The sequence below is a fragment of the Cupriavidus sp. FW305-27 genome (assembly GCF_058787995.1).
In genome coordinates, this window is the sequence record NZ_JBYTAG010000009.1 from 60380 (window position 1) to 75384 (window position 15005).

The 15005-nt window shown below is 67.0% G+C and carries 15 protein-coding genes; 3 read left to right on the plus strand and 12 right to left on the minus strand.

Annotation, left to right across the window (positions count from 1 at the left end; genetic code table 11):
- The first annotated feature begins 19 nt into the window (after positions 1-19).
- A complete protein-coding gene (locus tag AC3WRI_RS06345; protein WP_010810310.1) occupies positions 20-844 on the plus strand; it encodes an IclR family transcriptional regulator in 825 nt (274 codons plus the stop codon).
- A gap of 28 nt (positions 845-872) precedes the next feature.
- On the opposite strand, the gene AC3WRI_RS06350 is transcribed toward AC3WRI_RS06345, so the two are convergent.
- The 10 genes from AC3WRI_RS06350 to AC3WRI_RS06395 all read right to left on the minus strand — a co-directional run bounded on the left by AC3WRI_RS06350 (position 873) and on the right by AC3WRI_RS06395 (position 10862).
- Positions 873-1625, minus strand: coding sequence for an SDR family oxidoreductase (locus tag AC3WRI_RS06350; protein ID WP_010810311.1), 753 nt, complete (start codon positions 1623-1625; stop codon positions 873-875).
- Positions 1626-1634: 9 nt separating this feature from the next.
- Positions 1635-3068 carry an aldehyde dehydrogenase family protein gene (locus AC3WRI_RS06355; RefSeq protein ID WP_010810312.1) on the minus strand — a complete coding sequence of 478 codons (1434 nt, stop codon included), beginning with the start codon at positions 3066-3068 and terminating at the stop codon, positions 1635-1637.
- A gap of 107 nt (positions 3069-3175) precedes the next feature.
- Positions 3176-4276 (minus strand): isopenicillin N synthase family dioxygenase, encoded by a 1101-nt coding sequence (locus AC3WRI_RS06360; RefSeq protein ID WP_492292871.1) that lies wholly within the window; start codon positions 4274-4276, stop codon positions 3176-3178.
- Between the two features lie 96 nt (positions 4277-4372).
- Positions 4373-5545, minus strand: coding sequence for an ABC transporter substrate-binding protein (locus AC3WRI_RS06365; protein WP_037023437.1), 1173 nt, complete (start codon positions 5543-5545; stop codon positions 4373-4375).
- A 106-nt stretch (positions 5546-5651) separates the two neighbouring features.
- On the minus strand, positions 5652-5987 hold the full coding sequence (locus AC3WRI_RS06370) for a hypothetical protein (RefSeq protein ID WP_010810315.1): 336 nt from the start codon (positions 5985-5987) through the stop codon (positions 5652-5654).
- 37 nt (positions 5988-6024) lie between these two features.
- Positions 6025-6927 carry a methylmalonyl Co-A mutase-associated GTPase MeaB gene (gene meaB, locus AC3WRI_RS06375; protein WP_010810316.1) on the minus strand — a complete coding sequence of 301 codons (903 nt, stop codon included), beginning with the start codon at positions 6925-6927 and terminating at the stop codon, positions 6025-6027.
- Positions 6924-8051, minus strand: a complete 1128-nt coding sequence (locus AC3WRI_RS06380; RefSeq protein WP_010810317.1) for a CaiB/BaiF CoA transferase family protein — start codon at positions 8049-8051, stop codon at positions 6924-6926. Before AC3WRI_RS06380 ends, meaB begins: the two co-directional genes overlap by 4 nt.
- Complete coding sequence (locus AC3WRI_RS06385) at positions 8048-8464, minus strand: cobalamin B12-binding domain-containing protein (protein ID WP_010810318.1); 417 nt, start codon at positions 8462-8464, stop codon at positions 8048-8050. Before AC3WRI_RS06385 ends, AC3WRI_RS06380 begins: the two co-directional genes overlap by 4 nt.
- Positions 8461-10086 (minus strand): acyl-CoA mutase large subunit family protein, encoded by a 1626-nt coding sequence (locus tag AC3WRI_RS06390; protein ID WP_010810319.1) that lies wholly within the window; start codon positions 10084-10086, stop codon positions 8461-8463. Before AC3WRI_RS06390 ends, AC3WRI_RS06385 begins: the two co-directional genes overlap by 4 nt.
- Positions 10083-10862 (minus strand): enoyl-CoA hydratase/isomerase family protein, encoded by a 780-nt coding sequence (locus AC3WRI_RS06395; RefSeq protein WP_011617503.1) that lies wholly within the window; start codon positions 10860-10862, stop codon positions 10083-10085. The genes AC3WRI_RS06390 and AC3WRI_RS06395 overlap by 4 nt, the downstream gene beginning before the upstream one ends.
- A gap of 178 nt (positions 10863-11040) precedes the next feature.
- On the opposite strand from AC3WRI_RS06395, the gene AC3WRI_RS06400 reads away from it, so the two are divergent.
- Both AC3WRI_RS06400 and AC3WRI_RS06405 read left to right on the plus strand, forming a co-directional pair.
- The gene (locus tag AC3WRI_RS06400) at positions 11041-11799 is read left to right on the plus strand and encodes an IclR family transcriptional regulator (RefSeq protein ID WP_010810321.1); all 759 of its coding nucleotides are present in this window, start codon (positions 11041-11043) and stop codon (positions 11797-11799) included.
- Between the two features lie 13 nt (positions 11800-11812).
- The gene (locus tag AC3WRI_RS06405; RefSeq protein ID WP_011617504.1) at positions 11813-12430 is read left to right on the plus strand and encodes a uracil-DNA glycosylase family protein; all 618 of its coding nucleotides are present in this window, start codon (positions 11813-11815) and stop codon (positions 12428-12430) included.
- Positions 12431-12473: 43 nt separating this feature from the next.
- On the opposite strand, the gene AC3WRI_RS06410 is transcribed toward AC3WRI_RS06405, so the two are convergent.
- Both AC3WRI_RS06410 and AC3WRI_RS06415 read right to left on the minus strand, forming a co-directional pair.
- Entirely contained in the window at positions 12474-13466 is a 993-nt protein-coding gene (locus tag AC3WRI_RS06410) for a tripartite tricarboxylate transporter substrate-binding protein (RefSeq protein ID WP_492292873.1), read from the minus strand.
- 33 nt (positions 13467-13499) lie between these two features.
- Positions 13500-14999 (minus strand): M81 family metallopeptidase, encoded by a 1500-nt coding sequence (locus tag AC3WRI_RS06415; protein WP_010810324.1) that lies wholly within the window; start codon positions 14997-14999, stop codon positions 13500-13502.
- Positions 15000-15005: the final 6 nt, after the last annotated feature.

Sequence of the window (15005 nt, forward strand, 5' to 3'; positions counted from 1 at the left end):
AGGACGAGCAGGAGGTTGTGTGGATTCAGGTAATGAAGGCAACGGGCTGCGCACAAGGCGCGAGCGTTCGTCCCTGTTCGTCGGTTCGGTGGAAAAGGCCTTCCAGGTGCTGGAAGCCTTCCACGGCCCGGACCGCCGCCTGATGTCGATGGCGGAAATCGCCCGGGCGGCCGATCTCGACCGCAGCGCCACCCAGCGGCTGGTGCACACACTGGAACAGCTGGGCTACATCCGGCGCCTGCCCGATTCGGCGATGTATGGGCTTGCGCCGAAGGCACTGGGCCTGTCGTACAACTACCTGCGCTCCAACGACCTGGTCGAGCGCGCATCGCCCTACCTGCTCGATATCAGCCGCACGCTGGGAGAAACCGCCAACCTGCAGGAACTCGACGGGCACGAAATCGTGTTCCTGGCCCGCTTCCCCGGGCAGCACCTGATCAACGTCGATTTCGGGGTCGGGTACCGGCTCCCGGCCGTGTACACCGCGTCCGGGATTGCGATCCTGTCGAAGCTGCCCGAAGCGCAGCGCCTGGAGGTGGTGCGGGCGACCGCACTGAACCCCATCACGCCGTTCACTGAAACCGACCCCGACAAGCTGATGACGGCGATCCGCGAGGCCGGTGAACGCGGCTATGCCGTGGCCATGAACCAGACCGTGGTCGGCGACATCTCCGTCGCAGCCGCAATCACCGACCACCGCGGGCTGCCGGTCGGGGCCATCAATATCTCAGTCCCGTCCACGCGCTGGACGCTGGAAACCGCCCAGGCCAAGCTGGCCCCGCATGTGCAAGTGGCGGCCATGTCGATCTCGCAGGCAAAGCGGATGAGTTTCCAGACGGCATGAGCGATGCCGGAAACGCCGCCGGCTTCGCTCAGATGGCCCGGCCTCCGTCAACGGGCATGTCGATGCCGGTAAGGAAGCGGGCACCCGGGCTTGCCAGGAAGACCGCGGCATTGGCCACGTCGGCCGGCTCGCACATTCGCCCCAGCGGTATGGTGGCAACAAAGCGGGCGCGGTTCTCGGCGGTGTCGGCAACCCCCATGAAGTCCTGCAGCAGCCCGGTCGCCGCCATCACGGGCGAGATCAGGTTGACCCGGATCCCGTGCGCGGCCAGTTCAACAGCCATCGATTTCGACATCACGCTCACCGCGCCCTTCGAGCTGTTGTACCAGGTCAGCCCCGGGCGCGGCCGGTGGCTGCCGACCGAGCCGATATTGAGGATCACGCCTTTGCCGCGCTGCTTCATCAGCGGCACGACCGCGCGTGCCATGTGGTAGATCGACTTGACGTTGACGGCGAAGACGCGGTCGAAGACCGCTTCGTCGACTTCCAGCATCGACTGATTCCGATGCGTGGTGCCGGCATTGTTGACGACCACGTCCGGCTCGCCGAAATGGTCGCAGCAGTGCTGCACCGCGGCGTTGATCTGCGCCGGGCTGGTGACGTCGCACGCGGCCGCACTGGCATTCGGCCCCAACTCGTCCGCCAGTCTCTGCACGGCATCGCGATCGATATCGGCCAGCACGACCTTCGCTCCCGCCTGGATAAAGGCCCGCGCAATCGCGGCGCCAAAGCCACTGCCTGCGCCCGTGACAATGGCAACCTGGTCTGATAGCTCCGACATGTTGTCTCCCTATTGGTAGTGCTGCACGATGGTCTTGGTGGTGCTCATCTCTTCCAGCGCGAGGAAGCCCTTTTCCCGGCCGTACCCGCTCTTCTTGACGCCGCCGAAGGGCAGTTCGACCCCACCGCCGGCACCGTAGCAATTGATAAAGACCTGCCCGCTCTGCAGCCGCTGGCTGACCCGCATCTGCCGGCTGCCGTTCTCGGTCCACACGCCGGCGACCAGGCCGTAGTCGGTGGCATTGGCCAGCCGGATGGCATCCTCTTCGTCCGTGAACGGCATCACCGACAGCACTGGCCCGAATACCTCGATATTCGCCAGCGCGTGGTCGCGCGGCACCGGACCGAACAGGACCGGCCTGACGAAGTACCCACCCCGGGGCAAATCCGCCGCAAACCCGCCTTCGGCGATAACCGGCACGCCGCTGTCCCGCGCGGCCTCCACCAGCCCCATCACACGCCGGTACTGCCGCTCGCTGACGATCGGCCCGCAATCCAGATCGGCGGCCGGCACGCCCGCCTGCAGGGCACGGAAGGCCTGCGCCACCATGCCGACGAAGCGATCGTAGATGCCTTGCTGCACCAGCAGCCGGCTGCCCGCCGAGCAGGTCTGCCCGGCGTTCTGGACAATGGCCTTGACCACGGCCGGCACCGCCTTGTCCAGGTCCGCGTCGTCGAAGACGATCTGCGGCGACTTGCCGCCCAGCTCAAGCACGCAGGGGACGTGGTTGGCCGCGGTTGCCTGCTGCACCAGGGCGCCGGCCTCGGGCGAGCCGGTAAAGGTGGCGAAATGGATGCCGGGGTTCGATGTCAGCGCGGCGCCTGCCTCCGCGCCATACCCGGTCACCAGGTTGAGGGCTCCGGGCGGCAGCCCGGCTTCCATGGCAAGCTCGGCAATCCGGATCACGCTCAGGCACGCATCCTCCGATGGCTTCAGCACCGCCGCATTGCCCATCGCCAGTGCCGGCGCCAGCGTGCGCCCCATCATCTGCGCCGGGTAGTTCCAGGGAATGATGTGGGCGGTCACGCCATGCGGGACGCGCACCACGCTCACGTTGTATCCGTCCAGGTACGGAATCGTCTGACCGTGGACCTTGTCGGCGGCGCCACCGTAGAACTCGAAGTACCTGGCCACCGCCCTGGCATCGGCGCGCGCGGCCGAGATCGGCTTGCCGGTGTCCTGCGCCTCGATTGCCGCCAGCTCTTCCGCGTGATCGAGAATGCCTTGTCCCAGCCGCTGCAGGATGCGCCCGCGTTCGGTCGCGGTCTTGCTGCCCCACTCGCCCTGCAAGGCATCCTGCGCCGCGCTCACCGCCTGCTGCACATCCGCGGCGCGGCCGCGGCTGATCTTCGCAAACGCCATGCCGTCACTGGGATCGATCACGTCGATGGTCTCGCCATCGATGGCGCCGAGCCATTTCCCTCCGATGAGTAACGTCTTCACCCGCCGCTCCTGAACAGCACATCTATCGTCACCGCGGCCACTCCCGGCCTGTGCGCCTCGCGCAGGCCAGCGGTACCGCCTCAGCCCATGGAAATCGGTCTGCTCCCCTACTGGCTCCGCGCAAGCGAGCCCGGCGACTCCGACTCCTTCATGAACTCCGCGTCGTTGTAGTGATAGAGATCGTCCAGGTAGGGCACGAAGAAGTCATAGAACGAGCGCGAGTCATACCTGATCTCGTCCCCGGGCCTGACGCATTCCGGAATCGGCCCGACATTGGCGTCATCGTCCGGGTAGAAGAAGAAGGTCAGCGCATAGCGCTTCATCGGCGGATTGACCACGCGGTGCGGCGTGGCGATGAAGCGGTCGTTGGACAGGCGGTTCAGGATCTGGCCGGTGTTGACGATCAGCGCGTCCTTGACGTAGCTGACACTCAGCCACTCGCGCGACGGGGTCATGACCTGCAGGCCGGGCACCGGGGTCATCGGCAGCAAGGTCAGGAAGCTGCCGTCGGAATGCGGCGCCAGCGCGTACTGGCCCTCGTCGAGGTGTTCCTCAGGATGGTAGTAGGCGCAGCGCTGGTAGTATTCCGGCGCCTTGAACATGCTGTCGAAATAGTCCGCGCGCAGCTCCAGCGCCCTGGCGTAGATGGGCAGGAACTTCAGCGCCAGGCGCTCCATCGACAACTGGTAGTCGTACAGCGTCTGGCGGAACTCCGGCAGGCTCTCCGGCCACTGGTTCAGGCCACGATGACGCACATTGGCCCGCACCTGGGGGTCGTCCTCGGTGCGGTTGCGCATGAAAAGCCAGGCCGAATTGGTATCCTTCTTGGTGTTCTCCGCAATCTTGGTCCGGATCGCCTCGGACTTCAGGATGGATGCCTTCGGCGGCAGGTAGCCCTGGTGGTGATAGCCGACCCGGTGCCTGAGCTTCTCTTCCATCGGGATCTCGAAGAGCTTGGCGGTCTGGCGGAACGACTCGTCGATCAGGGCGTGCGGGATGCCGTGATTGATCACCGAGAAGAACCCCAGCTCCTCCTGGATCAGCTTGACGTCGGCGGCCAGTTGCTCAAGCGCGCCGGGCACGCCAGCCAGGTAGGGGCCCAGGTCGAGAATGGGCAGGTCGGTCCCGCGCGCTATGGCTGCGCGCACCTGCTCTGAGGGAGCGGCCTGCAACGGCTGGGCCGCAGCCCGGGATGGCATTGCTGTCATGATCGGTGTCTCCTATGGTTTGACTGATACGGGGAACGTGCTGCCTTGCCCGCCGATACGGTGGATCGGCTTGATCAAACTTCCACTGCACACATCTCACTTCCAGAACGCGCATCGGGATTCCGCCCTGGAAGCAAAGGCCTGCTCCCCGGGAATCCGCTGCACCTCCTTGTAGTAGTCCCACGGCTGGCGTGATTCAGCCGGGCTCTTCACTTCCATCAGGCGCAGATCGTGCACCATGCGTCCGTCTCCGCGGATATAGCCGTTCTGGGCGTACATATCGTTGATGCGGGTGGCCTTCATGCCGGCGATCACCTTCGCGGCGGCATCCGTGCCGGCAGCCTTCACCGCGCGCAGATAGTGCTGTGTCGCCGAGTAGCTGGCCGCCTGCATGCTGGTGGGCTTCTTCTTCATCTTGTCCTGGAACCGCCCTGCCCACTTCCTTGAGTCATCGCTCTGGTCCCAGTACCAGGCTTCGGTCAGGGTGATGCCCTGGGTCAGTCCCAGGCCGAGGGCGTGCACATCCGTGATGAACAGCATCAGCCCCGCGATCTTCATCGACCTGGAGATGCCGAATTCGTTGGCCGCCTTGATCGCATTGATGGTGTCGCCGCCGCCGTTGGCCAGCCCCAGGACCTGGGCCCGCGATGCCTTGGCCTGCAGCAGGAAGGAGGAAAAATCGGAGGCGGACAAAGGATGCCGGACGCTGCCCAGGACCTTGCCGCCGCCGGCGGTGACCACCGCCGCGGTCTCCTTCTCCAGCGAGGCGCCAAAGGCATAGTCCACCGTCAGGAAGTACCACGACCGTCCGCCCTGCCTGGTCATGGCGGCACCGGTGCCCCTGGCCAGGGCCACGGTGTCATAGAGATAGTGGATGGTATAGGGCGAGCACTCCTCATTGGTCAGCTGCGCCGCCACGCCGCCGGTCACCATGACCGGGCGCTGCTTTTCCGCTGCGACCTTGGCCACCGCCAGGCTGGTGCCGGAACTGGGCCCGCTGATGATCATGTCCACCCCTTGCCGGTCGAACCACTCGCGGGCCTGCGTGGCCGCGGTATCGGGCTTGCCGGCATGGTTGGCGTGGACCAGCTCGATGCGCTTGCCGTTGATCTCGCCGCCGGCATCCGCAATCGCCATCCGCACTGCCTCGACCAGGCCGTTGCCGCCCATGTCAGAGTAAAGCCCTGACATGTCCGCCAGCACGCCGATCTTCACCGACTCGTCGCTGAACTGGGCCGCAGCCGGTCCGGCCAGGGCCAGGCCGGCCATGCCCAGCAACGCAGCCGGCCACCTGATCCGCCTTGCCCGGCCTTCAGGCACTCGTTTTCTATTTATCCGCATCTCCCCTCCTGTCGACAGATTGCACTGCATCCGTTCACGCCCGCATCCCGCCTGGTGGCGCTGCCTCTGCCCCGGCCGGGCTGGCCAATGCGGACAGGTGCGCTTTCCTGAGCCTGCGCAACTGCCCCGGATTTGCCCGCACGCTTTCCACCGTTTCGAAATAGCGCCACAGTTCCCCGTCTATGTCGGCACGCAGCCTGATCGCGTCCAGCAGGCGGATTACCGCCAGCCGCTCGTGCCGCATCCTGACGCTGTGCCGCAGCAGCGCCAGCGCGGCCGCCCGCACATCTGGCACCTGGTGCGCCGGGGTTTCGGCGCGGCCGGCGGTGCGGATGGTTTTCTTGAGTGCCTTGATTCTTTCGCGCGACATGGTGCTTGCGGCTCCGGCGTTGTTCGGACTGGCAGCGCTACGCGCCAATGGCTTTGCCCAGCTGGGTCCAGGCCTGGGACAGCTGCTGCCGCAGTGGCAGGGCCAGGAATTCATCGTCCTGATTGGCGACCACCTCGGCGACCTGGACCTCGAGCAGGCGCTTCAGCCGGTAGCGGGCCCGCTGCCTGCGCAAGGCCGCCTGCCGCCCGGCGGCAGCCAGCCACGCCTGGTGCCGGTCGATGGCATCGGACAGGGCACTGACCGAGGCGGGACGCGATGCCGCGGTCAGCAGCACCGGCGGAACCCACGCGCCCTGCGCATGCCGCGTGATGGCGCCAATGCGCCGGATATCCGTGGCCATGCGCTGGGCGCCCGGCAGGTCTGCCTTGTTGACGACGAAGATATCGGCCATTTCCATGATTCCCGCCTTCATCGCCTGCACCATGTCCCCACTGTCCGGCAACAACAGCAGCACCAGCGTATCGACCTGCGCGCGCGCCGCGTATTCCGTCTGGCCGACACCGACCGTTTCCAGCAGCACCTCGGCAAAGCCGAAGTCATCCATCGCATCCAGCATCTCCGGGAGGTTGTCAGCCAGGCCATCCGAGGTGCCGCGCGAGCCCAGCGAGCGGATGTAGAGTTCCGGGCTGGTGCCAAGCTCATCCATGCGGATCCGGTCCCCGAGGATGGCGCCGCCGCTCCTGGGACTGCTGGGATCCACCGCGAGCACGCCGAGGCGCCCCTTAGACGCGCGCGCCATGGCGAGGTGGCCCAACAGGGTGCTCTTGCCCGCGCCGGGCGCACCGGTCATGCCGATGCGCCTGGCCGGATGCAGCGGGGTATCCCGCTGCGCTCGCTGCACCAGCTCCGCGGGCGTGGCGTTGGCGATGCGGGTCAGCGTCCGGCCCAGCGCGCCCCGGTCGAGCGAGGACGGGTTCATGGCGCCACCTTGCCCAGGACTTCATCGCGATGCTCGTCAAGCAACGGCGGCAGGCCATAGCTCGGCTCGTAATCCGAGAAGCGGATCGGGCTTGCCACCGCGCGCAGCGGCAACTCGCCCTGTCCCAGCGCCACGATCAGCGAGCGCGCAGCGGTGATGTCGCTGCCCAACGCCTCATTCAATGTGCCCACCTCCGACACCACCACGCCCTGTGGCCCCAGGCGCCGCACCCATTGCGCCGCCGGGGCGGAGCGCAGCACCTCGGCAATCTCGGGTATCACCTCGGCACGGTGCGCGCGGCGGCCCGCCATGGTGGCAAAGCGCGGATCCGTGGTCCACGCCGGCCGGTCCACCTCCTCGCAGAAGGTCTTCCAGAAGCGGTCATGGGTGATGAAAAGCGTCAGCCAGCCCTTGGCGGTCGGGAAGATCTGTGCGGGCACCAGGTAGGGATGCGACGAGTCGGCCAGCCGCTCGATGGTCTCCCCCGCGTTCAGGGCGGCCCCGGCAAGGTAGTTGAGCTGTGACAGCATCACGTCGTACATGGCCACGTCCACCTGCCCACCCCGCCCCTGCACGATCTTCGCCAGCAAGCCCACTGCGGCAACCAGGCCAGCCGAGTTGTCCACCGCCGAGTAGCCGGCCTTGGTGGGCGGTGCCGCCGGATCTCCCGTCAAGGCCATGACCCCGGTCATGGCCTGGATCACATAGTCGTATGCCGGGCTGTCCGAATAGGGGCCGTCAAGGCCGTAGCCGGTGACGGCCACGCAGACCAGCTGCTCATTCCACTGGCGCAGCACCTCGTAGGTGAGCCCGAGCTTGCGCACCGCCGCCGGACGCAGGTTGGTCACCAGCGCATGGGATTGCCGCAACAGCCGCCCGAGTGCCAGCGTCCCTGCCTCGCTGGCGAGGTCGAGCACCACGCTTTTCTTGTTGCGGTTCAGGCTGGCAAAGTAGGCATTGTGCGGGCCGATGAAATGGGGGCTGATGGTGCGGCCGATATCACCTTCCGGGGTCTCGATCTTGATCACCTCGGCGCCCAGGTCGGTCATCATCAGCCCGCAGTAGGGCCCGGCAAGCATGTGGCCGACTTCGATGATGCGGATGCCGGCAAGGGGCGCGCTCACGCCAGGCTCCTGCCCAGATTGCTGACCACCGTCTCCAGCGGCATGTCGGCGGTAAACACAGCGGTGACCCCCAGCGTCCGCAGGAAGGGCTGGTCCTCGGCGGGAATGGTGCCGCCGACAAAGACCTTGATGTCATGCGCATTGAGTTCGCGCAGCTGGGCGATGACCTCCCCCACCAGCTCCTTGTGGCTGCCAGACAGGATGCTCAGGCCGACTGCGTCAACGCCCTCGTCGACAGCGACCTGCGCGATCTGCAATGGGCTGCGGCGCAGGCCGGTGTAGATGACTTCGGCACCGGCATTGCGCAACGTCAGCGCGATGATCTTCGCGCCGATATCGTGGCCGTCCAGGCCGGGCTTGCCAATCAGTATCCGCTTGCCGGACAACGCGCCGGCGGCTTGCAAGGTGTTCATAGGTTCACCGGCTCCTTGAATTCGCCCCATTGCTGCTTCAGGCAAGCCACCATCTCTCCGACCGTGGCATAGGCATGGCAGCAATCCACCAGATAGGGCATGACGTTCTCGCTGTCCCTGGCGGCCGCGGCCGTCAGCCGGGCCAGCGATGCGTCCACGGCTGACTGCTGGCGCGTATCCAGCACGCGCTGGAACTTCTCCAGGGCCCGCTGCGCGACGGTCGGATCCAGCGTGAACACCTCGCCGACCCGGATCTCCTCCCCCTCCTTCCTGAAGTGGTTCTGGCCGACGATGACGGTCTGGCCGGAATCGGTGTCCAGCTTGCGCTGCAGGCCCCGCTCGGCCAGCCGCATCTGGATCCAGCCATCCTCGATGGCAGGGATCACGCCGCCGTACGCCTCGATCTCGTCCATCACGTGGACGATCTGCGCCTCCATCCGGTCGGTGTGCTGCTCCAGGAAGTAGCTGCCGCCCAGCGGATCGACGGTCCGGCCGATGCCGCTTTCATAGGCGATGATCTGCTGCGTGCGCACGGCCAGCTCGGCGGAGAACTCGGTCGGGATCTGGAAGGCCTCGTCGAAGGCACAGGTGAAGATCGACTGGGCCCCGCCCAGCACCGCGGCCATGGTCTCCACCGCCACCCGCACCACGTTGTTGTAAGGCTGGGGCGCCACCAGCGACGATCCCCCGCAGACGACCCCGAAGCGGAAATGCTGGGCCTTCGCATCCCTGGCGCCATAGCGCTCCTTCATCAGGCGCGCCCAGAGCCGGCGGCCCGCCCGGAACTTGGCGATCTCGTCGAAGAAGTCCATGTGCACGTAGAAGAAGAAGGACAGGCGCTTGGCAAACTTCTCCACGTCGCCGCCCCGGGCACGCAGCTCGTCCACATAGGCCAGTCCGTTGGCCAGGGTGTACGCCATTTCCTCGGCCGCGGTGGCCCCCGCGTCGCGCACATGGGCGCCGGCGATGCTGATGGGGTTGAAGCGTGGCGAGACCTCGTTCGAATAGAGGATCGAATCGGCGATCAGCCGCATCGACGGCCGCACCGGGAAGATCCAGGTGCCGCGCGCGACGTACTCCTTCAGGATGTCGTTCTGGATCGTGCCGGTCAGCTTGCTGCGCGGCACGTTCTGCTTGTCTGCGACGGCCAGGTACATGGCATAGACGATCGCGGCCGTACCGTTGATGGTGAACGAGGTCGAGATCCTTGACAGGTCCAGGCCGTCGAACAGGATCTCGGCCTCGCTCAGGTTCGACAGCGACACGCCGACCTTGCCGATTTCCGGCCGGGCCATCGGGTGGGTCGGATCGAAGCCGCATTGGGTCGGCAGGTCCAGCGCCACTGAAAGGCCGGTCTGGCCCTGCGCCAGCAGGAACTTGTAGCGCTCGTTGGACTCCTCCGCGGTGCCGAATCCCGAGTACTGGCGGATGGTCCACAGCCGGCCCTGGTAGCCATCGGGAAAGATGCCGCGCGTGAACGGGTAGCTGCCGGGGTCCCCGATCCTGTCCGGATGGACCGCCGCCGCATCCACGCTCGCCGGAACCTCGATGCCGCTCTGGCTGACCGGCCGCAAGGCCGGCTCGGCGCCCGCATCCGTCATGGACAGCTCAGCGTTGCTCATTGGGCCCTCCTGGAGAGGATGCCCTCGGCAGCGTTCCAATGGTCCGCATGGAGCCAGGTATGCAACAGTTGCTGCTGCTCGATGGTGCGGGCAGCGTCATGCGACTCGCCGCGCCGGCTGGCCGCGGTCTGCGCCTTGATGCCGCGCAGCACCTGCGGGGCGCAGCCCAGCAGCGGTTGCAGGAAGGCGTGGATGTCCTTGCCGGCGGGTCCGTCCGTGACCACCGCATCGGCCAAGCCCCACTGCAGCGCCTGCTGCGCATCGACAAGCTCGCAACGGCTCATCATGCGCATGGCCCGCGCCGCGCCGACGATCCGGCACAGGTCGGGGCCGCCGCCCCAGGCCGAGGTGATGGCCAGCCGCGCCTGGATAAAGCCGATGCGCGCGCTCGCCGACTGCAGCCGCATGTCGCAGGCCAATGCCAGCTCGGCGCCGCCGCCGATGGCATCGCCGTTCAGGTAGGCCAGCACCGGCAGCGGGCAGTCGCGCACCGCATCCAGGGCACCGCGCGCCTGCTCGCTCATGGCCAGCGTAGCCTCCCGGTCGCGCACGCCGGACAGCTCGACCAGATCGCCGCCTGCCGCAAAGAAGCGCTGGCCGGCGCCGGTCAGCACGATGCAGCGCACCCCGGGCTGCGCCGCCGCGGCGCTCACCACCTGCGCCAATCCCGCCAGCACGTGGCGGGCCAGCGCATTGTGTTTCTGCGCCCGGTCGATCGTGATCCATAGCGCGCCGCCGGCGCGCTCCTCCACGGTGATGTCCTTAGCTGCGTACACGCTGTTCTGCCTCCCGACTGGTTTGAATGGATGCTAGGCGGGGGTTTATTCCGGCACAAGAACGCTAGTTCCGTATCTCGAACAAATGAGTACAATGCAGCGGAATACGGCCACGCCGCCGGCGTTTGTTCAGCCGGCCGAATTTCTTCCAGCCAGGTGCAAGCGAAAGGAGGGGACTATGTCCGGCGTCACGGTGACCGCCATCGAGCGGGTGATCGATATCCTTGAAGCCTTCCAGGCAAACCAGCGGCCGCTGTCGCTGACGGAGCTGGCGGAGGCGATAGACATTCCCAAGAGCACCTGCCACGCCATCGTCTCGACCCTGATGGCACGCGGCTACCTCTATTCCCTCACCCGTCCGCGCGCGCTCTATCCCACCCGGCGCATCTATGACGTGGCGCGCGACATCACCGAGAAAGACCCGTTCGTGGAACGCGCCACGCCGGTGCTGGAGCGGCTGCGCGACGCCACGCGGGAAACCGTGATCCTTGGCAAGCGGCAGGGTGAATCCGTGATCTACCTGCAGGTCATCGAAGGCGTGCACGCGATCCGCTACACGGCCAAGCCGGGGGAGTTCAAGCCGCTGCACTCGAGCTCCATCGGCAAGGCCATCCTGGGCGGCCTGAAGGAGCAGGAGCTGCGCGGCTGGCTGGCCGGCCGGGAACTGCCCGCCATCACCATGGCCACCAAGACCGACCCAGAGGCCCTCGTGCGCGACATCCAGGAAAGCCGGCGCGCCGGCTACTTCGTCACGCGCGGCGAGAACGTCAGCGACGTCTGGGCCGTCGCGACCTTCCTCACGTTGAACAATGAGACCCTGGCCATTGCCGTGGCAGGGCCGAAGAACCGGATGGAGACGTGCATCCCTGAGTGCGCGAAAGTGCTGGTGGCCACCTGCAGCTTCCTGTCGCGGCAGGTGGCAGGCAACCACGCGTGATGGCGCAGTGACGATGAGCCGGCTCCGCTACGCCTCGCTCGATGCCCTGCTGACCGAAGTGCGGGCTTGCCGCGCCTGTGCGCCACACCTGCCGCTGGGCCCGCGCCCGATCGTGCGCGTCGGGGCCGACGCGCGCATCCTGATCGTCGGCCAGGCGCCGGGGATACGCGTGCATGAAACCGGCATTCCCTGGAACGATGCGAGCGGCGACCGCCTGCGGCAGTGGCTCGGGGTCGATGCCGCCACCTTCCTCGACGAATCGCAGTTCGCGATCATCCCGATGGGGTTCTGCTATCCCGGACGCGGCAAGAGCGGCGACAACCCGCCGCGCCGCGAGTGCGCGCCATTGTGGCTCGACCGGCTGCTGGCGCAACTGCCGTCGATCGAGCTGACCTTGCTGGTCGGCCAGTACGCGCAGCGCCATTTCCTCGGGGCGCGCCGCAAGCCGACGCTGACCGAGACCGTCAGGGCATGGAAGGACTACGCGCCCGGCTTCGTGCCGTTGCCGCATCCGTCACCGCGCAACCAGCCGTGGTTCAAGCAGCATCCCTGGTTTGAGGACGAGGTGCTGCCGATGTTGCGTGAGCGGGTTGGCCGGCTGTTGCGGCACGGCCCTGCGCAATCAGGGTAGGCAGCAAGCGATACCCGCGCCACCGTCGCCTGGCCCGCTCACCTCATTCGCTGGCCGTAAAGCCCGAAGCCGCGACCACCGGTCCCCACTGCATGCGCTGCGCCTGGATGAGCTTGCGCAGGGCATCCCCCGGCTTGCCGTTCATCTCCATGCCCAGCGCCGACATCTTGTCGCGCACCACGGGATCCTTGACGGCGTCGAGCAGCGCTTTCTCGATCCTCGCCACCGCAGCCGGCGGCGTCCCCGCCGGCACAAAGGCCGAGTACCAGCCTGACGCCGCCTCGAAACCCGGCGCGCCCGCCTCCGCCAGCGTTGGCACATCAGGCAGCAGCGCCGACCGGCGGGTCCCGGTGACGCCGAGGAAACGGATCTTGCCCGCCCGGTACAGCTCCATCTGCCCCCCCACCGCATCGATACCCAGCGGCAGCGTGCCGCCGATCTCATCGGTCAGCATCATGACGGCGCCGCGATAGGCAGTGGGCAGCAACGGCACGCCAATCGACTTGCTGAGCGACAGCACCCCGAAATGAATGCTGCCGCCGAGCGTGACCAGCCCGACACCGCCCTTGTCCGGGTTGCGCTTCACCCATGCCAGGTATTCCGGCATGGTCCGATAGGGCTGGTTGACGCTGGCGGACGCCACCAGCGGCACGTCGGCCAGGTAGGCGACCGGAACCAGGTCCTTGTCGGGGTCATAGGCCAGGCGCTTGTAGGTCAGCGGAAAGATGGTGAACGGCGGCGCGGGCGAGATCAGCACCGTCTTGCCGTCCGGCGGCGCGCGTTTGACGTTCTCCAGCGCCAGCCGCGCCGATGCGCCGGGGCGGTTCTCGACCAGGACAGGCGTATCGAGCGAAACACGCAGCTTTTCAGCAAGCGCGCGCGCGAAGATGTCCAGCGCGCCACCGGCCGCGAAGCCGACCACGATGCGCACGGGCGCGTCGCCGCTGGCGGGGGCAGCCATGGCAGGAACGGCACTGGCACCCAGGGCCAATGCCAGCGCGGCGGCCAGCCGTCGCAAGGGGTTCGGAAATAGCATACGGATTACTCCGGTTGACGGCGGCGGATGCGCTCAGGCGGCCTCGAGCGCAGTGTGCACTTCCAGCGGATAGATCGGGCGGCGCAGGTTGCGGAACGGGAACTGGCTGTAGTCAGAGCTGCAGACTCCGGGGCCGGCCACCAGCACGATCTCGCTGGCGATCGGCTCGAACCCTGCGCGGAAGTGCTGGCGCGACTTGATCAGGATGTACCTGCGGCGCGACAGGTCGATGCCCGCATGCGTGAACACGCCGGTATCGAACGGCTCCTGCGGCTTCTCGCAGATCACGACCAGCGTGCCGGCGACATCCAGCACCACGGTGCGGCCCAGGCTCAGCTTCATGCCTGTGAACATCGGGCCGGTGACCTGGTAGTTGCCGTCGGTAATGCACTGCACCCGGCCGCTCAGCCGCAACGGACGGCCCTTCAGGTCCAGCGCGGGCATGTCGGTCTTGCCGCCCACATCCAGTGTGACGGACTGCCCGACGCCGGCGGCAATCAGTTCCGCCACCGCGCCCGGGTCCCAGAACGGCCCGGCGACCACGCCTTCGAGCCCCTGGCGCAGGACTTCGCCCAGCACCGTCATTTCATCCGTCGGCCCGCCAGCGCCGCAGTTATCGCCATGGTCGACCAGCACGACCGGGCCCTGCGTGAGCGTCTTGGCGCGCGCGATGGATTCCTCCATCGGCTCGATCGGAAAAACAAAATCAGCCCGGCGTTCCCACGCCATGCCGCAGAGCTCGTCGAGCAGGCGCCGCCCTGCGTCGACCCTGGCGGCATCCGCCACGATCACCACGGCCAGGCCGGTATGCGGGATATCGGCAAGCGGAAAACCACCAAACACCGAGGCGTTGAGCACCTCGCCATCGCGCTCGGCCGCCATCGCACGCTCCATGATGTCCTTCATGGGTTGCGCGCGCGGGGTCTGGCGCAGCATGTGGGTGAGCATCGGCAGCGTGCGCCACAACAGGACCGGGCGGGCCTCGCCTCGCAGCGCCGCCATCAGGGTACGGGCGGCGCGTGCGCCGGTCTCGTACACGTCCACGTGGGGATAGGTGCAGTAGCCGGCGATCACGGTCGCATTGTCAACCAGCGCAGCGCTGAAGTTGGCGTGGAAATCCAGCGATACCGCGATCGGCACCTCGGGCGCGGCGGCACGGATGCGTGCCAGCAGTTCGCCTTCGGCATCCGGATAGCCCTCGGCCACCATGGCGCCGTGCAGGTCCAGCATCACGGCATCGCAGCCCGCGCCCACCGCCTCGACAATGCTGGCCGCCATCGACTCGAATGCCTGTGCGGTCACCATGCCACTGGGCACCGCGTTCGCCATCAGGGGCATCACGAACTCGTCGCCCTGGCGGCGTACCAGGTCGATGAACGCGGCCGCGGCGCTGTTGGTGCCCTGGCACGCACGCACCGCGTCGTCGCCGTAGAGCGGGCCAGCGGTGCTGCCGCGGTTGAACGCGCTCAATGGCGTGGCAATCGGCGAAAAGGTATTGGTTTCATGCCGCATCAGGGCAATGACAAAACGCATGGACTG